Origin of the sequence: uncultured Litoreibacter sp. (genome assembly GCF_947487515.1) — a bacterium.
Lineage (GTDB): Bacteria > Pseudomonadota > Alphaproteobacteria > Rhodobacterales > Rhodobacteraceae > Litoreibacter.
The window spans coordinates 519924-540148 of sequence record NZ_CANKWO010000001.1; the positions used below are offsets into that span (position 1 = coordinate 519924).

General features: G+C 58.8%; 18 protein-coding genes. 5 read left to right on the forward strand and 13 right to left on the reverse strand.

All coding sequences use genetic code 11. The features are described from left to right. Positions 1-20: 20 nt before the first annotated feature. Positions 21-473, reverse strand: coding sequence for an Lrp/AsnC family transcriptional regulator (locus Q0746_RS02505; protein WP_298256866.1), 453 nt, complete (start codon positions 471-473; stop codon positions 21-23). Then, the gene (locus Q0746_RS02510) at positions 470-925 is read right to left on the reverse strand and encodes an Lrp/AsnC family transcriptional regulator (RefSeq protein WP_298256868.1); all 456 of its coding nucleotides are present in this window, start codon (positions 923-925) and stop codon (positions 470-472) included. The genes Q0746_RS02505 and Q0746_RS02510 overlap by 4 nt, the downstream gene beginning before the upstream one ends. Positions 926-1060: 135 nt before the next feature. On the opposite strand from Q0746_RS02510, the gene ilvC reads away from it, so the two are divergent. Both ilvC and Q0746_RS02520 read left to right on the forward strand, forming a co-directional pair. Then, positions 1061-2083, forward strand: coding sequence for a ketol-acid reductoisomerase (gene ilvC, locus Q0746_RS02515; protein ID WP_298256870.1), 1023 nt, complete (start codon positions 1061-1063; stop codon positions 2081-2083). A gap of 89 nt (positions 2084-2172) precedes the next feature. Continuing rightward, positions 2173-3093: a DMT family transporter gene (locus Q0746_RS02520; RefSeq protein WP_298256872.1), complete on the forward strand. Its 921-nt coding sequence runs from the start codon at positions 2173-2175 to the stop codon at positions 3091-3093. Here Q0746_RS02520 and glmM read toward each other — a convergent pair. From glmM to Q0746_RS02560, 8 genes are all read right to left on the reverse strand, one after another. Further along, positions 3083-4426, reverse strand: a complete 1344-nt coding sequence (glmM, locus tag Q0746_RS02525) for a phosphoglucosamine mutase (protein WP_298256874.1) — start codon at positions 4424-4426, stop codon at positions 3083-3085. The genes Q0746_RS02520 and glmM overlap by 11 nt on opposite strands. A gap of 47 nt (positions 4427-4473) precedes the next feature. Then, the gene (gene folP / locus Q0746_RS02530; RefSeq protein WP_298256875.1) at positions 4474-5478 is read right to left on the reverse strand and encodes a dihydropteroate synthase; all 1005 of its coding nucleotides are present in this window, start codon (positions 5476-5478) and stop codon (positions 4474-4476) included. 9 nt (positions 5479-5487) lie between these two features. Next, positions 5488-6426, reverse strand: coding sequence for a dihydroneopterin aldolase (locus tag Q0746_RS02535; RefSeq protein WP_298256877.1), 939 nt, complete (start codon positions 6424-6426; stop codon positions 5488-5490). Positions 6427-6532: 106 nt separating this feature from the next. Continuing rightward, positions 6533-7204 (reverse strand): cell wall hydrolase, encoded by a 672-nt coding sequence (locus Q0746_RS02540; RefSeq protein WP_298256879.1) that lies wholly within the window; start codon positions 7202-7204, stop codon positions 6533-6535. Positions 7205-7359: 155 nt separating this feature from the next. Next, a complete protein-coding gene (locus tag Q0746_RS02545) occupies positions 7360-9954 on the reverse strand; it encodes a putative PEP-binding protein (RefSeq protein WP_298256881.1) in 2595 nt (864 codons plus the stop codon). 61 nt (positions 9955-10015) lie between these two features. Further along, positions 10016-12109, reverse strand: coding sequence for a glycine--tRNA ligase subunit beta (gene glyS / locus Q0746_RS02550; RefSeq protein ID WP_298256883.1), 2094 nt, complete (start codon positions 12107-12109; stop codon positions 10016-10018). Position 12110: 1 nt separating this feature from the next. Then, positions 12111-12635 carry a DUF6446 family protein gene (locus Q0746_RS02555; protein WP_298256885.1) on the reverse strand — a complete coding sequence of 175 codons (525 nt, stop codon included), beginning with the start codon at positions 12633-12635 and terminating at the stop codon, positions 12111-12113. Beyond that, positions 12632-13573: a glycine--tRNA ligase subunit alpha gene (locus tag Q0746_RS02560; protein ID WP_298256887.1), complete on the reverse strand. Its 942-nt coding sequence runs from the start codon at positions 13571-13573 to the stop codon at positions 12632-12634. Before Q0746_RS02560 ends, Q0746_RS02555 begins: the two co-directional genes overlap by 4 nt. Positions 13574-13764: 191 nt before the next feature. Between Q0746_RS02560 and Q0746_RS02565 the strand changes: the two genes are divergently transcribed. Continuing rightward, positions 13765-15501 (forward strand): serine protease, encoded by a 1737-nt coding sequence (locus Q0746_RS02565; protein ID WP_298256889.1) that lies wholly within the window; start codon positions 13765-13767, stop codon positions 15499-15501. A gap of 56 nt (positions 15502-15557) precedes the next feature. Here Q0746_RS02565 and Q0746_RS02570 read toward each other — a convergent pair whose 3' ends face one another. After that, complete coding sequence (locus tag Q0746_RS02570; protein ID WP_298256891.1) at positions 15558-16130, reverse strand: TetR/AcrR family transcriptional regulator; 573 nt, start codon at positions 16128-16130, stop codon at positions 15558-15560. A 109-nt stretch (positions 16131-16239) separates the two neighbouring features. Here Q0746_RS02570 and Q0746_RS02575 point away from each other — a divergent pair, with 109 nt between their 5' ends. Both Q0746_RS02575 and Q0746_RS02580 read left to right on the forward strand, forming a co-directional pair. Further along, positions 16240-16830 carry an NAD(P)H-dependent oxidoreductase gene (locus tag Q0746_RS02575; RefSeq protein WP_298256893.1) on the forward strand — a complete coding sequence of 197 codons (591 nt, stop codon included), beginning with the start codon at positions 16240-16242 and terminating at the stop codon, positions 16828-16830. A gap of 121 nt (positions 16831-16951) precedes the next feature. Then, a complete protein-coding gene (locus Q0746_RS02580; RefSeq protein WP_298256895.1) occupies positions 16952-17137 on the forward strand; it encodes a hypothetical protein in 186 nt (61 codons plus the stop codon). 25 nt (positions 17138-17162) lie between these two features. Here Q0746_RS02580 and Q0746_RS02585 read toward each other — a convergent pair whose 3' ends face one another. Then, positions 17163-18746 carry a 5-guanidino-2-oxopentanoate decarboxylase gene (locus tag Q0746_RS02585; protein WP_298256897.1) on the reverse strand — a complete coding sequence of 528 codons (1584 nt, stop codon included), beginning with the start codon at positions 18744-18746 and terminating at the stop codon, positions 17163-17165. A 1-nt stretch (position 18747) separates the two neighbouring features. Then, positions 18748-20196: a TrkH family potassium uptake protein gene (locus Q0746_RS02590; protein ID WP_298256899.1), complete on the reverse strand. Its 1449-nt coding sequence runs from the start codon at positions 20194-20196 to the stop codon at positions 18748-18750. Positions 20197-20225 lie beyond the last annotated feature (29 nt).

The window sequence follows — 20225 nt, forward strand, 5'->3', positions numbered from 1 at the left end:
CTTAAGCCGGTCGGGGACTGTCACAACGGCCCCGCCAATCGCTCCTCGCTCAGCAGCACGTTGGCCTCCACATCCCCTACCCCCGGCAAGGTCATGACGCGGCGGCGTAGGACGCGTTCGAAATCGGACAGGTCACGAGCGACCACGCGCAGGCGGTAATCATAAAGGCCCAGCACATGTTGCACGGTTTGCACCTCGGGGATGGCGGTCACCGCGCGCTCAAAGTCCTCAAGGCTAACGCGCCCTTTGGTGGCGAGCTTCACGCCTAGGAACACCGTGACGCCAAACCCCAACGCCTCCGCGTCCAGATCAACGCGGCGGCCAGCCAGCACGCCCTCGTCCTGCAACCGCTTGATACGCCGCCATGTGGCGGGTTGGCTGAGGCCCAATTCACGCCCCAAAGCCCCCGCACTTAACGTTGCATCCGCCCCAAGGGCGCGCAGGATGGCGAAATCTATGGCGTCCCAACTCATATCGGTAACGTCTCGGTGGTCTTGATCGTGGCCACATGCATCAAGGCCTCCAACTCCGCAATATGCGGCAGGGTCAAGATGTGGTCGCGGTACAGGCTTTGGTAATGCGCCATGTCGCGGGCAATCACTGACAGACGCACATCCACACGGCCAAGGAAGGTTTGAATGGCAATGACTTCGGGTATGTTGCGGGCCGCGTCTTGGAAATCATCGAACGCCCGTGGCGCGGTCTTATCCAGCGTGAAACGCAAGGAGACCTCGACCGCGAACCCAAGCTTTGCCCAATCGATCACCGCGTATTGGCCTTTCAGGATGCCGCTCGTGGTGAGCTTCTCAAGCCGCCTTGCTGCGGTGGCGGGCTGGATTGCACATCGCTCAGCCAAGTCCGACACAGGAGCAGTCGGATCAGATTGCAAGTAACGCAAAAGGCGGCGATCAACATCATCAAGCATGAATTTTTAATACATTAGCCAAATCACGAATGCCAGGGCATATATCTTACAGATATATCATCGCTTTAACTCTAGCACCCCCAGCCCCAGCCTATATGTTGGCCCACAATCGAAACCTATATGAGGACGCCCGACATGCGCGTTTACTACGATCGCGATTGCGATGTTAACCTGATCAAAGACAAAAAAGTCGCCATCCTTGGCTACGGCTCCCAAGGCCACGCCCACGCGCTGAACCTGCGCGACTCCGGCGCGAAAAACCTTGTTGTCGCTCTGCGTGAGGGCTCCTCCTCCAAGGCGAAAGCCGAAGGTGAAGGCCTGAAGGTTATGGAAATTTCCGAAGCTGCGGCTTGGGCTGACCTGATCATGTTCACAATGCCCGACGAACTGCAGGCTGAAACATACAAGAAATACGTCCACGACAACATCCGTGAAGGCGCTGCAATCGCATTCGCCCACGGCCTGAACGTACACTTCGGCCTGATCGAGCCTAAAGAAGGCATCGACGTCATCATGATGGCGCCAAAAGGTCCGGGCCACACAGTGCGCGGCGAATTCACCAAAGGCGGCGGCGTACCTTGCCTCGTTGCCGTTGACCGCGACGCATCCGGCAAAGCGCTGGAAATCGGCCTGTCCTATTGCTCCGGCATCGGTGGCGGTCGTTCCGGCATCATCGAAACCGACTTCCGTGAAGAGTGCGAAACCGACCTCTTCGGCGAGCAAGCCGTTCTTTGTGGCGGCATCGTAGAGCTGATCCGCATGGGCTTCGAGACCCTTGTAGAGGCTGGCTACGAGCCTGAAATGGCCTACTTCGAGTGCCTGCACGAAACCAAGCTGATCGTTGACCTGATCTATGAAGGCGGCATCGCCAACATGGACTACTCGATCTCCAACACTGCGGAATACGGCCAGTACGTATCCGGCCCGCGCATCTTGCCTTACGAAGAAACCAAGGCGAACATGAAAGCGGTCCTTAGCGACATTCAGTCCGGCAAATTCGTGCGCGACTTCATGCTTGAGAACGCTGTTGGCCAGCCAACACTCAAAGCTTCGCGTCGCTCCAACGACGAGCACCAGATCGAATTGGTTGGCGGCAAGCTGCGCGCCATGATGCCATGGATCTCTGCTGGCAAAATGGTCGACAAAGCAAAGAACTAAGGCCTTTTCTCTCGGCTCAGGCCGAGCGATAGGATGAATTCGGAAAAGGCGTCTCGCAAGAGGCGCCTTTTTCATTTACCGGTGGTCACATGAGCACCCCGACCCCCGAAAACCCTGGATTGGTGAACTGGCTTTTGATCATGTCGCTTGGCATCATCTGGGGCAGTGCCTTTATGTCGGTGCGCCTGTCGCTGGACGGCTTTGGCCCATGGAGCGTCGCCGCTTGGCGCACAGCCATTGGCGGTGTCACCCTCGCGGTTTTTGGCGCAGCCTTGGGGCAAGGTCTGAACACCATCCCCTCCCTGCGGGGCTGGGCCTTTGCCGGCGTTATTGGTGCAGGCGCAATTGCCCTGCCCTTTGCCTTGCTAAGCTGGGGGCAGCAATTCGTGCCATCCGCCTTTGCGGGGGTTGCCATGGGGGCGGTGCCTTTGCTGGTTTTGCCGCTTGTCTACCTGTTCTCCAAAGAAGAAGGCATCGGTCCGCGCCGCATCATCGGGATGTCACTGGGGTTCATAGGTTTGTTCATCCTCGTCGGACCAGGAGCCACAGCCACATCCGGCCATGAGGCCGAGTGGTTGGGCCGCCTTGCCTGTCTTGGCGCGGCGGCCTGCTACGCATCCGGGTCTGTGATCACCCGCCGCTCCCCCAAGATGCCACCAATCGCCTTTGCAACGGCCTCCTTGCTGGTGGCCGCCATAATTCTTGTTCCGATTGCGGTGATCACCGAAGGCGTGCCCCAAAGCTACCCGATGAAACCCACGACCGCCTTGATATATGCAGCGCTGATCCCGACCGCATTGGCCACGGTAATTCGTGTGCGGGTTATCACGACCGCTGGCTCACTTTTCATGACATTAACAAGCTATCAGGTGCCGGTCTGGTCCGTCATTTTCGGGGTGAGCTTCATGGCTGAAGCCCTTCCCCAACAAATGTTTTTCGCTCTTGCGATTATCCTCGCGGGCATCGCAATCAGCCAGTCACGCGCTATGGCAGACCTGTTCAGGCGGTAGCGGTTTGAACGGCTGAAACCACGCTGCCCACGACCTGCGCAAGCTTTGCCTCATCCTCGCATTCTGCCATGACGCGGATAAGCGGCTCGGTGCCTGACTTGCGGATCAACAAGCGACCGTTGCCGTCCAAAGCCGCCTCTGCATCCTTGATCGCGGCCTTCACCGAGGCCTCATCCAGCGGCATTTGCCCCGCTGAATAGCGTACGTTTTCCAACAGTTGCGGGCATCGTTCGAATTGCGAGACCAAGGCGCTTGCGGGTTTGTTCAGCTGCTTCATCGCAACCAAGAATTGCAGCCCCGCCACCAAGCCATCGCCGGTGGTCGCATAATCGGTCATTACGATATGGCCCGACTGCTCCCCGCCAAGATTATAGCCGCCTTTGCGCATCCGCTCGACGACATAGCGGTCGCCAACGTCGGTGCGCTCCAAGCGCAGGCCTTTGGATTCCAGATGACGTTCCAGCCCGAGGTTGCTCATGACGGTGGCCACCAATGCCCCGCCCTTCAAGCGCCCTTCGTCAGCCCAACGGGTGGCCATGAGGGCCATCAATTGATCCCCGTCCGCAACTGCGCCGGTCTCGTCCAAAATCATCACTCTGTCGGCGTCACCGTCCAAGCAGATGCCCACGTCCGCACCATGAGCCACAACCGTCTCGGCAGCGGTGGTCACATTTGTCGAGCCACAGCCTTCGTTAATGTTATAGCCGTTGGGCGACACACCGACGGGGATCACTTCCGCCCCGAGTTCCCACAGAACTTCCGGAGCCGTTCTATAGGCAGCCCCATTGGCACAATCGATCACAACCTTGAGGCCCTTGAGGGTCATACCCTCCGGAAGCGTTGACTTCACCCGTTCGCCATAGCGAAAACGCCCGTCGTAAATGTGCTTCGCACGGCCGATGTTCTCGGATTGAGCGGGGCGAATCTCCTCTTCCATTATGGCTTCGATCGCCATCTCGTCCTCATCCGACAGTTTGAACCCGTCGGGGCCGAAAAACTTAATGCCATTGTCGTAATGCGGGTTGTGAGACGCAGAGATCATCACACCGACATCCGCGCGCATCGAGGTGGTCAACATACCCACAGCGGGAGTTGGCACCGGCGACAACAGCAACACATCCATCCCCGTAGAGGTAAATCCGGCCGTCAAAGCGTTCTCGAACATATAGCCGGACAATCGCGTGTCCTTCCCGATGACCACGCGGTGGCGACTTTGGTCTTTTCGGAAATAGCGCCCAGCGGCAGCCCCCAGCTTCAAGGCCATATCTGCGGTCATTGGATATGTATTTGCGCGCCCGCGCACCCCATCGGTGCCAAAGAATTTCCGTGCCATAGAAGGGCTTTCCTGTTTGTTCTGCCCGCGTTGCTGCGCGGGTCAAATTATGAGGTATGTAGCGCGCGCCATAAAGCGAAGGCTTGCCGGTGCGCATCTATATCATGTGCACGGATGATCTGAACACCCTGCATAAGCCCTTTTAATGCCACAGCCACCGATCCAGATGCGCGGTCTTCCGCTTGTGGGGCCCCGCCAATGTTACCAATGAAACGTTTTCGTGAAACCCCAAGCAAGATTTGGCAGCCCAAGGTGTGAAACAGGCTCAGGTTGCGGATCAAGGTCAGGTTATGCGCTTGAGTTTTGCCAAAGCCAATGCCGGGATCCACGATGATCCGTTCCTTGGGAATACCAGCCTTTTGCGCTGCGGCGACGCGCGCGGCAAGGTGGTCAAACACATCCAGCAGCACATTGTCATACTGCGGGCTGTCTTGCATGGTTTTGGGATCACCTTGGGCATGCATCAAGCAAATGGGGGCTGTGCTGTCTCGTGCCACATTTGGCATCTCGGCATCATAGGTCATGGCCGAGACATCGTTAAGCATCGTCCCTCCCGCCGCCAACGCCGCCTGCGCCACTGCCGCCTTGCGTGTATCGATGGAAATCGGCGCCGTCACGCCGGCCTCCCTGAGGGCCGCAATAACCGGTGCCGTGCGGGTGATTTCTTCCGCTTCGGGCACAAAGGCCGCGCCCGGGCGCGTACTTTCCCCCCCGATGTCCAAAATATCTGCACCCGCCTCAAGCATCACTTGCGCATGTGCGGCAGCAGCCTGCGGTGCGGAATACTTCCCCCCGTCCGAGAAGCTGTCAGGCGTGACATTCAGCACCCCCATGATCGCCGCCCTGTCTTTGGGCAAACCGGCCAAAACATGTGGCTCACTCAAGGTTTGCAAATGTTCAAAGGGCATATCCGAGGCGGGCATCAGCGCGTGGCTGATCCCGCGCTCTAATGGCTCAACCTGATTGAACCACAACGGGCCACCGTGCAGGGAAACCGCATCCGCAGGGCGTTTTGCATCAGCACAGACAATCGGGCGAAAGTAGACAGGCATAGGCTTAGATTACCCAAGCAATGGCGCAGAGTTCAACAACTCTTCAAAGGAAAGAACCTCCCCCGCCCCATGCGCCATATCCCCGACCGACACGACCCGCGCCGCATCAAATTCGCCAGCCAACCATTCGGCCAAAGCAGCTGCATCTCGCGTATCGGTTTCGGGCCCATCCGTGGCATCGAGAACCAACTTCGACGGGGCCCAGACACTCATCTGACCATGCTTCATGGCCCAATCCAGCTCTGTGCGGGTCGACACCACGACGCAGCGGCGATCCAATGCGGCCAGCACCCACGCATTTTGCTCCAACGCCAACAGGTCGATCCGGCGTTGCGCGGCGGGGTGCTTTGCCTTCGGAGCGGGTTCACCACCGACCGGCACACAGAGTATGACCGGCGCGCCTGATGCCTCCAAAGCATCCAGCGCCTTGCCCAATTCCGCAGCACCGATGACGTCATTCCCCAAGAAAGCCACCAATGGGGCCACCTCAACTGCGGTCTCGGCCACATCGCGTAGCATTTCGCGGTCGCGCACGATCTCGACACCAAGGGCACCGGGGCCGCGGTCCAGTTTTTCAATGCGCACAAACACCCGTGCGGCCAGCGGATCTGCGAGAATATCCTCGGCCACTTTCGCCGCCAATGTCTCCAGAAGGTTCAGGCGTTCCGCTTGCAATTCGCGGTCGATCGCCTCGGTGATTGTGTCATAGGACAGAATTTTGTCGACGTCATCATCCACCCCGCCCGCGCCGGTCAACTCCGGCAGCTGCACCTCCACAACCACGTTAAAACAGATGCGCTGCAATGTGCCGCGTTCTTGCTGAAACGCGCCGATCTCTACTTCACGGATATGGTCGCGCAGCGAAATTCGGTCGCGCAGCTCACCGCCAGAGGTTGCCTCGGCGCGCTCGCTTGGATGCGCAAACGCCAGTCTAATGTCAGAACTCATATGGTCGGGCTTTCTAAATCGCAAAGCGGGGTCACGCGCCTCTCTAGCAGGCCGGTTCAGGATGCGCACACCCCATTTGCGACCTATTCACCCATGTCTGCGGGGCTTAGGAGCGCGCGTAGAACAGGTGAACGCCGTGGCGCGCTGTGCGGCGGAACTTGGAGGCCCAACGCGGGTTCACCGCCGTTGTGTGGTAGAAGGTTGCCCCGCCCGACAATGTGCGCGGTGCCCCATTGAGCATCATCCGCGCAATCTTGCCCACACGGGCAAAGGCGGCGGGTTCGTTGATATGCTCGGGCCGCCCGTCACATGTATAGGTAAACTGGCAGGCAAACTTGCGCCCTGTGCCCTGTTTGATCACGCCGCAGACCGTGTCAGGAAAGCGCGAGGAAGACACGCGGTTCAAAATGACCTCAGCCACCGCGATTTGGCCTTTGATCGTCTCGCCACGGGCTTCGAAATATAAGGCCTCAGACAAGCAGCGCCACTCTGGGCCACCGGTGGCGGAGGGCAGCGCGTTCAGCGTTTTTGCATCTGTGATCAGCTTGCCCGTGCCGACAGCCTTGCGGCCGAGGGGCGTTGATATTTTCACCAATCTGGCGCTGTCCACGGAAGCCAAGCCGTCTTGGTACAGTTTTTCCGACTGCACGATCGCCGAACTGAAGGCCAAAGACGTCCCTGTCGAAGACGATTTCGCCCCGTCCGCCGCAGCAATTCCAGCGGTCAAAATCATGCACGCCGCGCCTACAGCTTTTGCTGTTGCCTGAATAAAGCTCATTACTCGCTACCTTGGGGCATATCCCCGCTATGATGATCCCCTCTGATCACAAGACGAGGGACATACTGCCTGAGCGTTAAGGAATCCAGCCATCCCCCGCGCAGCACCGCAAAATCCGCTAAAATCAGTTTAAATCGTCAATATTTTGTGGGAATTCACAGATCCGGAACAATACCGGCATCTTCGGGAAACTCGAAAACATCGTCTGCTTCAAGCGGATCGCGAATCGCCAGCTGGGCTGCGGCCAGTCGTGCGACCGGCACGCGATACGGCGAGCAAGACACGTAATCCATACCCAAAGAGCGACAGAACGCGATACTTTCGGGATCACCGCCGTGTTCACCACAGACCGATAAGGTCAGCTTCGAACGCACTTGGCGTCCCCGCTCCGAGGCCAGCGCCAGTAGCTCCCCGACCCCGTCCTGATCCAAGGCCAAAAACGGGTCCTCCGCAAAGACACCTTGGTTGACATAATCAGACATGAACCGCCCCGCATCATCGCGTGACAGCCCATAGGTCATCTGCGTCATGTCATTGGTGCCGAAACTCAGGAAGCTGGCGTGGGTTGCGATGTCACCGGCCCGCAAAGCTGCGCGCGGGGTCTCGACCATGACGCCAAAGCGGTACTCAAGGCGCTCACCTGTTTCGCTCATCACGTCAGCCGCCACCGCGTCAATCCGTGACTTTACGATCTCTACTTCGCGTTTGGCAGACACCAAGGGGATCATGATTTCAGGAACCACAGCCGCCCCTTGCGACGAGGCCTCGATCGCAGCTTCAAAGATCGCGCGCGCCTGCATCTCGTAGATTTCGGGAACGGTTAGCCCAAGACGCACCCCGCGCATCCCCAGCATGGGATTCACTTCCGACAGATCGTCAATACGCGCCTGCGCCTCGCGTGCGCTCATATCCATGGCGTCGGCCAGTTCCACGATACCGGCACGGGTGGAGGGCAGAAATTCATGCAAGGGCGGGTCAAAGAGGCGCAAACAAACGGGGCGCGGAGCCATGATGCGGAACATGTCCCGAAAGTCGGCACGCTGCATCGGCAAGAGCCGCGACAAAGCCGCCGCGCGATCTTCGGCGTCTTCGGCAAAAATGGCTTCGCGCAGCACTGTCAGGCGATCCTCGCCAAAGAACATATGTTCCGTCCGGCAAAGCCCGATGCCTTCTGCCTCGAACAGGCCAGCCGCCTCGGCGTCTTCTGGCGTGTCGGCGTTCGCCCGCACGCCGATGTCGCGCAGGTCATCCGCCCAGCTCAACAACTCGCGGAAGGCCCCGCTAAGACCTGCTTCGATCAATGGCACGGCCCCCGCGATCACTTGACCGTTGGTTCCATCCAGCGTCACCACATCGCCTTCGCCCAGCACACGGCCGTCCTCTGAGGTCAATGTGCGGGCCTTGGTGTTGATCACGACACCGGTGGCCCCCGCAACACATGGCAGCCCCAAGCCGCGCGCGATGACCGCCGCATGACCATTGGCCCCGCCGCGTTCTGTCAAAATGCCCTTGGCCGCATGCATGCCGCGCACGTCCTCGGGGCTAGTTTCACGACGCACCAGAATGCAGGCCTCGCCTTGAGCGGCGGCAGTCTGGGCAGCAAAGGAATCAAACACCAGTTTGCCCGTCGCCGCACCGGGGCTAGCGGCAATGCCATTGGCCAGAAGATCACGCACGGCATCCGGCGTCACTTGCTGGTGCAACAGCTCGGAGATCGCGCGCGGCTCAATTCTCAGCACCGCATCCTCGCGCGAAATAATGCCGTCATTGGCCAATTGGGTCACCACTGCAACCTCGGCACGCGCCGATCGCGGGGCGGTGACTGCATCCAGAATATAGAGGTTCCCCCCTTCCAGAGTGAACTCGATCTGCATCTCTTCACGCAGTCCGGTGCGGCTGACGTCACCTAGGCGGCACAGCTCTTTGAACACCTCTGACTGGGATTCTTCCAGCGACTCTCCACGGTCGTCACGCGTTAGGAAAATGGTGTCCTCATGCGCCCCGCTTAGCGCGTCTCGCCCTTGGCTCTGGCGTTTGTAACGTCCGACTTCCTGCGCATCACCGCTTTCGGAATTGACGAATTGGATCACACCAGCGCCGCTTTCGCCTTTGCCCATGCCGAAGGCCATGCGCTGCACCACTAGGCCTAAACCCGCGTCTTCCGGTGCCCCCTTGGACATGCGCAACAAACGGGCCGAGGTCCCTTCCCACGCACGCGCTGAAGACTTAAGCACTTGATAAAGCTGCGTTTCCACGTCCTGCGGGAAGGCCTCGTCGGTCTCGTCCTCATAGGCTGCCAGCGCTTTGTCGACTGTCAGGTCGGGGATGTCGAAGATTTCGTCGTCCAACCGCGCCACGTCGACCGAATAGGAGCGGATAAATTTCAAATGCAAGGCCGCCGCAGCGCCTGCCCCCAAACGCGAGGCAAAGAAGGCCTCATTGCTGCGGTTCATCCCGATGTTGAGGATGGTGCTTGGCCCGCCCCAATCCGTCTCCATCGGAGAGGAGCGCACGGATAGAACCGGCCAACTGCCGAAGTAATCCAACAGCCGCGCCATTTCGGGCTGATGCCCGCTGGCGATCGCCCGCACCGACGGAATTGAGATCGCAACCGTATCTGGAACAGGCATATCTAGCCGGACAAGGCGCTGCAGGCATTTCGCCCGCGCGCCATGCAGCTTCCGGTGGATCGCTGCGGTGGGCGTTATCAGCTCAAAGTTCAAATGGTCCAACATACTGCGGCGCAGCATAGGGCAGATGTGCGCCCGCGCAAGCGTGACGCACATCTATGTTAACGATTTATGACGGGTGTTACCCGTCGACCTTGGTCAAATCGGCCACCCCGCCGCAGATCACGCGGATACGGTGCAGCAAACACAGGCGGTTGCGGCGCACGATCGGGTTGTCGTCGTTGACCTGCGTGGCCTCGAAGAACGCATCAATCGGACCACGAAGCTGCGCCATAGCGGCCATGGCTGTGGCGAAGTCACCCTGCCCCATCGCCGGTTTGATCACGCCATCGGCTGTGTCGAGCGCTTTGAACAGGGCCTTTTCCTCGTCCCCTTCGGCGAATTTGGGATCAGGATCCAACTCATAGGAAACGCCGTCTTTCTCTTCTTCCTTGGACAGGATGTTGTTGGCACGCTTGAACCCTTGGATCAGGTTTTCGCCGTCGTCGGTTTTCAGCGCCTCTGACAAGGCCTCTGCCCGCTTCACCAGAAGGTTCAAATCGTCGCTGCCCTCCATCGCAATGCAAGCGTCGATGATGTCGTGCCGGATGCCCTTGTCTTTGAGGAAGACTTTCAGGCGGTCGTGGAAGAAGGAGAGGAGGTCTTCGGAGATAGACGTGTCACCCGATAGTTTGAGTTGAGAAATCAACATCACCACCGACGGCTTCCAGAGTGTCTTCAAACCAATTTCGACGTCATTTTCGAGAAGTAACCGAATAACCCCCAACGCCGCACGGCGCAGCGCGAAGGGGTCTTTCGAGCCTGTTGGCTTCTCGTCAATCGCCCAGAACCCTGTCAGCAGGTCGATCTTATCGGCCAGCGCCACTGTAACCGACACGGGTGCTGTTGGTACGTCATCTGACGGCCCCAAGGGCGAGTAATGCTCTTCACACGCAGCACCCACTTCAGCCGGCATCCCCGCCGCATCAGCGTAGTAGCGGCCCATCAGGCCTTGCAGCTCTGGGAATTCATAGACCATCTCGGACGACAGATCAGCCTTGGCGACCCGCGCCGCCTGCTCTGCCAGATCAGGATCAGCGCCTACCGCAGGGGCAATCTCGCGTGCCAAAGCGGCGATGCGCTCAATGCGTTCCTTCTGCGACCCCAGCTTGTTGTGGAAGGTCACATTCTCCAGCGCGTCGATCCACGGCTGCATTTTGTCGCCCTTGGCGATGCGCAGATCGTTCTCCCAGAAGAACGCCCCATCGGCCAAACGTGCAGACAGAACCCGCCCGTTGCCCGCCAGAATGGTGGCGCCTTGGTCGGCGGTCTCGATGTTGGCGACGGTCACATATTGCTCGATCCGGCCGGTTTTCGGGTTCCTGACCGAGAAGAACTTCTGGTGCTCTTTCATCGAGGTTTTCAAAACCTCTGGCGGTAGGTCAAGGAACTGCTCCTCGATCTTGCCCATCAGCACCACAGGCCATTCCACCAGCCCTGCGACCTCAGCCAGAAGGCCGCGATCCTCGACCACTTCCATGCCCTGCGCAAAGGCCTGATTGGTGGCGTCCGCCCAGATGTGATCGGCCCGCTCGGAGGCATCCAGCACAACCTTCGCACGCTTTAGCTTTACCGCGTAATCCTCGAAAGACGTTACAGAAAACGCATCCGGCGCCATGAAGCGGTGGCCCTGCGTGGTGTTGCCTGATGCAATGCCATCGATGTTTAGGTCCACCACCTCGGCCCCTGCCTCATCGGACAGGATGCACAGGATCGAATGCAACGGACGCACCCAGCGCAGCGCGCCAGTGCCCCAACGCATGGATTTGGGCCACGGGAAGTTGCGCACCGCGTGCTCCAGCACTTCCGCCACGATTTCGGCAGCAGGTCGACCCGGCTTGTCGATCACGGCAAACCAAACCTGGCCCTTCTTGTCGTCACGGGCCTCCAGCTGGTCTTCGGTCAGGCCGGTGGAGCGCAGGAAGCCTGCCATCGCCTGCTCTGGCGCGCCAACCTTGGGGCCTTTGCGTTCTTCTTTGACCGCAGGCGATTCAGCCAGCAGCCCTTCCACCGACAAAGCCAAGCGGCGCGGCGTTGAGAAGGCACCGGCAGAAGCATAGGTGAGCCCCGCCTCAACCAAGCCATTGGTGACCAGCTTTTTGAGATCCTCGGCCGCTTTGCCCTGCATACGGGCGGGAATTTCTTCGGAGAAGAGTTCAATCAGAAGATCAGGCATATCAGTTGCTTTCTGTCGGTCGAGCTGGGCATTCAGGGCCGACGGCTGTTCCGTCATAGGCCTTTTGCCCGCAATCATTGAGCTGCTGCCATATGTAGCCGCGCCCGTCGTCGAAGATGACCACAATGCGGTCCACCCCGTATTCAATGTTTTCGTGGCCCAAGAACGCCAAAGCGCTGCCATCTGCCAAGGCGTCCCCAATCTCGGACGCGTTGAAGCAGTCGAACCAGTCGGGCGCAGTCAAAGGCACCGCGCCATCTGCCAATTCGTAGGTTTCCGTCAGCATGGAGTGCGACATTGGCGTATCAAAGCACGCGCGATACCGGATCGGCGAAGACGTCGCGTCAATGGCTGTGATGTCATCTGCGATGATCTCTTCCGGCTCTCCGGTGACCACAGACACCAGCTGCACTGCGTCAGGTGCCGCCACTTTGTCGTAGTAGTGATACACTTGCAGGTAATAGAGCCCCGCGCCCGCTATCAATGCCATGACCATAATGCCGATCCCTACAATCTTGCCGTTCATGCCGCGGGCTCTGGGGTATAACCCCCTGCCGCCGTCTGAACGAAGGCATCTGCGCAGGCCACCGTCAGCGTGCGCACCCGCCCGATGTAGGCTTGGCGTTCGGTGACCGAGATCACCCCGCGCGCGTCCAACAGGTTAAACAAGTGGGACGCCTTGATGCATTGATCATAAGCTGGCTGCGCCATGACGATACGGCGGCCGGTCTTTGGATCATCCGCAGGTTCCGCCAAGATGCGGGCACATTCGGCCTCCGCGTCCTTGAAGTGCTGTAACAGCGTGTCGGTGTCGGCCACGTCGAAGTTCCAGCGCGCATATTGCGCCTCTGCCTCGCGGAACACATCGCCGTAAGTCAACGGGATCGGCGCATCTGGGTCGTTGAACGGCATCTCGTTGCCGTCATCAAAGCCCAGCACATACATCGCCAAGCGCTCCAGCCCGTAGGTCAATTCGCCCGAGACAGGTTTGCAGTCATGCCCGCCGACCTGTTGGAAATAGGTGAACTGCGACACTTCCATGCCGTCGCACCAGACTTCCCAGCCAAGCCCCCACGCGCCAAGCGTCGGGCTTTCCCAGTCGTCCTCCACAAAGCGGATGTCATGCACCCCCATATCGATGCCGATGGCTTCTAGCGAGCCAAGGTACAGCTCTTGCAAATCCGGCGGGGACGGTTTGATGATCACTTGGAACTGGTAGTAGTGCTGCCAGCGGTTCGGGCTGTCCCCATAGCGGCCGTCCGTTGGCCGGCGAGAGGGTTGAACATAGGCCGCAGCCCAAGGCGTCGCCCCCAAAGACCGCAAGGTCGTTGCTGGATGAAACGTGCCTGCGCCAACTTCCATGTCATAGGGCTGCATCACCGCGCAGCCCTTGGCCGCCCAGTAGTTTTGCAGACGCATAATGATCTCCTGAAAGGAGCGTGGTTTTTGTAGCGTTTCGGCCATGGTGCTTGCCCTAATGGTGGTTTGGTTTCTCAATAGGCAACCCCAGTGGGGGGGTCAATCACCTCCCCCTCTTCACAATCACAACGAACACGAGCTTTTCAGGTGCGCCCACCGCCTCAGGTGATAGTTTGCGCCAAATGAGAATCAGGGTGGCCCTTAGATCACCCATGGGACCAACGGGGATTTTGAGTATGTCGCGCAGTGTTTTTGCCGCTTTGTTTTTGACCGCATCCAGCGTGGCTTTTTCTGCTGCAGCACAGTCATGGGTACAGGTGGAAGCTTTGCCAAGCCTGCGTGCGGCAGAAGATCGCGCCCGCGCCTATAGCTCCGCGCTGACAGATGTGAACGGGTTTCGCCTTAGCTCCGGCTGGTATGCCTTGACCCTTGGGCCCTATGAAGAAGCCGAGGCTTTGGCCAAACTTCGCCAGCTGCGCAATGCAGGGATCATCCCGCGGGACAGCTACATCTCTGATAGCGCCCCCTACCGCCAGCAGTTCTGGCCGATTGGCGGCGGATCGACCGGTATTGCCCCCGAGGCCCCAGCACCATCTGCAGCAGAGCCAGCGGTCGAGGCCCCTACAGCGACCGCCGAGCCGGTGGCACCGGTGGAGGTTGAAGAAACCCCGCGCGAGGCGCGCGCTTCCGAAGGCCTGATGAGCCGCGACCAGAAGAAAGAGCTGCAAGTCGCCCTGCAGTGGTTTGGCTTTTACAAGTCCACGATCGATGGGTCCTTCGGCAAGGGCACCCGCAACTCTATGGCAAAATGGCAATCCGCCAACGGCTATAAAGCCACGGGCGTTTTGACGACCAAGCAACGCGAAACCTTGATGGGCAGTTACACAAGCGCATTGGCTGCATTGGGGTTGGGTGTGGTCAGCGAGGAAAAGGCCGGTATCGACATCACCATGCCCATCGGCCTCGTGGAGTTCGACAAATACGAATACCCCTTCGTTCAGTACAAGGGCAAAGACGGCAACGGCATGCAGGCGATGCTTATCTCGCAACCCGGTGACGCAGATACGTTGTCTGGCCTCTTTGAGATCATGCAAACGCTAGAGATTGTGCCACTGGAAGGGGAGCGCAAGAAAAACCGCCGCTCCTTCACCCTGACAGGGCAAAATGACCAAATCCATTCCTACACCTACGCCCGTACCGAAGGCGGCTACGTCAAGGGCTTTACACTGGTCTACCCCCCCGCCAAAGCTGACGATATGGCGCGGGTCATCGAGATCATGCAAGACAGCATGGTTATCAACGAAGGCACTTTGACCCCAGATCTGTCGGATGCGGCGACCCAAGGGATCGACCTGTTGTCCGGCCTTGACGTGCGCCAGCCGAAATTGTCGCGCTCTGGCTTCTATGTTGACGGGCGCGGGCATGTGCTGACCACCGCGCAGGCCGTGGCGTCTTGCGGGCGTATCACTTTGGATGGCAGCTACGAGGCGACCGTTAAGGCCACGGGCAAAGGGCTTGCCCTGCTGGAGCCCTCCACCAGCCTTGTGCCCCTGAACTACGCCAACTTCGCGACCACCCCGAGCCGCTTGCGTGCTCCGGTAGCTGTGGCGGGATATTCCTATGAGGGCGCGCTGGACGCCCCGACTTTGACCTATGGCACACTACAAGACGTCAAAGGTCTTGGCGGTGAAGCCGAATTAGCGCGTCTGGATCTCGCGGCCTTGTCAGGTGACGTTGGTGGACCGGTGCTGAATGCCTCTGGCGGAGTCTCCGGAATGTTGGTGGATCACGATCTCACCGGCAAGGCCCTCCCAAGTTCCGTCCGGTTTTCGTTGAAAGCCAGCGAGCTTGCAATCTTCCTGAGCGAAAACGGAGTAACCGCATCGGCCAGCGAAGCGACGGGTGAGCTGGATGCGGAAGATCTCGCGGTTTTGGGGACAGATATGGCAGTTTTGGTTAGCTGCTGGGAGTAGGTCTGCCCTCCTCGCTCACCCCTTGAAGGTGAGCGACCCGAAGCGCCTACGCAGGCCTAGCGGCACAGCCACGCATCTAGGTATTTTGTCAGGCGCTTGTCTACTGGATCTTCGGAATTGATCGAGCAAAAGTCCAACGCCATGCTTTGTATTGCAAAGGCTTGTATGCCCTCTGCCAAAATCACCGGCGACACGTCCTTGCGAAATGGTCCTGTGGAAAACCATTGGGCAAAGACCGTGATCTGGCGCTCAAAGGTGCGCGCCACTGGGCCGATTTCATCCTTCGCAGCCGCGCCTGAGTGGCGAATGATCAGATCAAAAACGTAACGCTCGCAGGTCATGAACTGAATCAACGGCATAAGATGCCCGATAAGCGTGTCCACTGTGGTTGGCTGCGGCAGGGATTCGAGTGTGTCCAGACAGGCGTCGATCTTCGCCCCGATGATAATCTCCATCAAGGCATCTTTGTCACGAAAATGCGCAAAGAACGTCCCCTTCGCGACGCCCGCGTTTTGCACCACCTGCTCCACACGCAAGGCAGAAAAACCGTCCGAGGCTATAATTTCCCGTGCGGATTCAATGAGTTTCGCCCGAGTAGCAAGGGATCTCTTCTGGACTGGTTTGTTCATTTCCCCATGAATACAAGATTTCCCGCCGGGGTCAAATTTTAAGTTGACCGTGGTCACTTTGTTAAATATGACCACGGTCAATATCGACATTCAACAAAGGATCCCCCCAATGCCCAACAAGCGAATCTTCATTCTGGTTGGCCATCCAGCCGAAACCTCCCTGAGCCGATCACTGGCTGAAACCTACAAAGAAGCCGCGCAGACCTCCGGAAACGAAGTGCGCATCACCTATTTGCATGACTTGGACTTTGACGCTGATTTCGAATACGGCGGATATTCCAAACACAAGCCGCTTGAGCCCTGTTTGACGGCGTTTCAAGGCGATTTGGAATGGGCGGAGCACTTTGTCTTGGTCACTCCGATGTGGTGGGGTGGATTGCCCGCAAAACTGAAAGGCTTGTTCGACCGGACACTTTTACCTGGATGGGCCTTCGACACGCGCACGCGCAAAATGGGGCTGCCCCTTCCTTTGCTAACTGGCCGGACGGCGCGCGCTGTCGTGACCTCCGATACTCCAGATTTCTTCTTTGGCTTGCTGTATGGGAAAGCCTTGCTTCGCCAGCTTAAAGGGCAAATTTTCAAGTTTATCGGTTTGAAGCCAGTGGGGATTTCGCATTTCTCTCAGGCAACGTCTCCCAAGCCCGAGAAAGTAGAGCTTTGGCTCGCGGACATGAGAAAACTTGGCACGCAGGGCAAGTAGCTTCGCGATCAAATGCACAGATGAGGTGAGCGGCACCGCTGCCGCCGCCTCGCCTGCGCGCAGGGTTCGGTGAGGCAAGGCAATCATTGCCCCTTTAAGACGCAACCGCTACAGTTGCCGCATGAAACATGTACCCAAAGAAACAACAGATGACGCGCTTATTCAGGAATTCCTGAACAAGGGCGGAAAAGTCAGCGTTGGCAAGACCAAACCGCTGAACCCAGAACTCGGGCTCAGCAACAATGTTTGGAACAACAAGCTGACCAAAGAAGAAAAAGCCGCCCGCGACAAGCACACCAAGAAGTAGGCAGGGCGGGTTTGCCTGCGCGGGGTTAGCCCAGCGCGGTCTCTGGCGTGATATGGATCAACGTCGGCCCATTGGCGATCAATGCGTCTTGCACCGCTTGCTTGAAGTCCTCAATCGAGCGCGGCGCCGAGGCCCTAGCGCCATAGGCCTGCGCCAGCTTACAAAAATCGGGATTTTGCGCGATCACCGCGTTCGGGGCAATTTGCGCGCGCGTCATGCTGTCCTCGATCTCTTTCAACTTGCCGTTGTCCCAAACAATGATCGGCAGGCTCAACCCTAGCTCGACAGCCGTCGCTAGCTCTTGCACGTTGTATTGGAAGCCGCTGTCGCCGTTGATCGAAACGACTGGCGTATCCGGCATGCCCATTTTCCCACCGATCGCCGCAGGTAGCGCATAGCCCAATGTTCCAAAGCCGGAGGGATGATGCCAATGCCCTGCGCGCTCCATTGGGTAGGTTTCATTGGCCACATAGGCGAATTGCGTCATGTCGGAAAAGATCATCGTGTCAGACGGCAAGGCTTCGTGCAAAGCATCAACCAAACCTATGATACCTGGTCGGTCTGCGGCGGTTTCCATGCGCCATTGCTGGCGGGTTTTCGCAATCGCAGCCGCGTCCCAATCGCTGTCGGAGGGCGTCATCATCTTCAGCAGAGCTTCCGCAAACACCGTGCAATCCGCCAACACCGGATGCGCGCTGCGGTGGTGGTCGGCTAGAACCTCTGGATCAAGATCAACGCGGATCAGCGGGCAGGCATGCATCAAAGGCTTGCGCCAAAGATCGCATTCGGACAGCTCGCTGCCCAACACCAGCACAACATCGGCCTGCGCCATAATATCTGCGCTGCCCGACCTGCCCAAAGTCGCCCCGAAGGTCAGCGGCGTATCATGCGCGAGAATGCCGCGCCCTGCGTAGGTGGTGAAACTTGCTGCTCCGCAACGCTCGACCAGCTGTTGCAGATATGCGGATGCATTTTTCGCCCCGCCCCCCGCGATGATCACAGGCTTTCGCGCGGCATGAAGCATCTCGGAGATACGGGTCAGCTGGGCCGTGTTGGGTGCGTCAAAGGCAATGACCCGATCGCTAAGTGGTGCGGCAGGCGCATCCCCCTCCAGCAAGGAAATCGGCACATTCATCAGCTTCGGCCGCGCGCGCGAGGTTTGGAACTCCAGCAGCGCACGGTCGATCAAGTGATAGGCCGCCTCTGCCGTATGCGCGGTCTCGGACCATTCGGCAACGCTCGCCCCTGCGCCTTCTTGATCTAGCATCTGATGCAATTGCCCGCGTGTCCCAACCACATCGTCCAGACATGAGGCAATCACCAACATCGGTACGCTGTCAGAATAGGCTTGCCCCACAGGGTTCATGATGTTGCACAGGCCCGGTCCAGTAATGACATATGCCACGCCTGGCTTGCCGGTGGCCCGCGCATAGCCATCCGCCATAAACCCCGCACCCTGTTCGTTGCGGGCCAAGACATGGGTGATCCCTGCCTCTTCTATCCCGCGATACATCTCTTGGTTGTGGACGCCCGGAATGCCAAAGATCACCTCCACGCCGCGATCCTTCAACATATGCGACAGCTGCGCACCTAAGGGTTTGACGGGCATATCAGGCTCTCCAGAAACGAACGGTGAAAATTGCGTAGACCGCCAGCAGCTCAAGCCGCCCGATCAACATAGAGGCGGCCAACAGCCATTTGGCGGTGTCGTTTAACCCCGAGAAATTGCCAGCAGGCCCGATTTCCTCGCCCAACCCCGGCCCGATGTTGGCCAAGGCCGACGCCGCCCCCGATACAGAGGTGATAAAATCCAGCCCAGTCATACCAAGAAGGACGGAAAGCCCCCCCATGGATACCAAAAACAACACGAAGAACGACATCACCGACGACATGACATCCTCGCCCACCGGCTTGCCTTCATAGCGCGGCTCAAAGATCCCATGCGGGGTGTGGATGCGGCGGATTTGCGCCTTGATCGACGCAAAAAGCAACTGGTAGCGGAAAATCTTTACCGAACAGGCCGTCGAGCCCGCGCAGCCTCCGACCAGCCCAAGAAAGAAAAACACCGCCACCGCAAAGCTGCCCCAAAGCTGGTAGTCCACGCTGGCGTAGCCGGTGCCTGATATGATGGAGACGACGTTGAACAGCCCCTCGCGAAACCCTACCGACGCATCCTCCCCGAAGGCGTAGATGCGAAAGACAGTCAACAGCAGCGTGAAGGCGAAAATCGCCATCAAATAGGCGCGAAGCTGGCTGTCACGCAGCAACGGCTTGGCCGACCCGGACAACAATTGGACATAGCGTACAAACGGCAAGGACGCCAAAATCATAAAGAAGGATGCCACATATTCCGGCGCGCCCTGAAAGGCCCCAAAAGAGGCATCCGACGTCGAGAATCCCCCCGTAGACATGGTGGTCAACGCATGATTGATCGCCTCAAAAACCGGCATTCCCACCATGGCGTAGGCCACTCCACACGCCACGGTCAAACCAATGTAGAAATAGGCGATCTGGGCCGCGATCTGCACCGCGCGCGGCAACACTTTACCCATCGTGTCAAAGGACTCCGAGCGGAAAATCTGCATCCCCCCCACCCGCAATTCGGGCAAGAACACCATTGCAACCACAATGATACCGATCCCCCCGAACCATTGCAGCATGGACCGCCACAGCTTCAGCCCGTCGGGCAAACTCTCCAGCCCTGTGAACACAGTGGCCCCAGTCGTGGTCAGCCCCGACATCGCCTCGAAGAAGGCATCAACATAGCGCGCCTCGGTGGCCCCCAAATACAAAGGCAACGCCCCGAAAACAGGCAGCGCCAACCACACACCCGTGGTCAACAAAAAGGTTTGTTGAATGGTTAATCGCCCGCCAACCCCATTGGCCGTGGCCAGCGCCACAAGGCAGCCGACCCCGCCCGTGATGATCGCACTTTCGGCGAAGGCGGGCCAATGACCGTTGCCGACCCATAGGTCCAGCCCCATCGGCACAAGCATGGAAGCCCCGAGGCAAGCGGTAAGAAGGCCAATCACATAGGCCACTGGGCGCGCGTCAAACATAACGCCAAGGCTTGGAGCGGAGCCGGTGA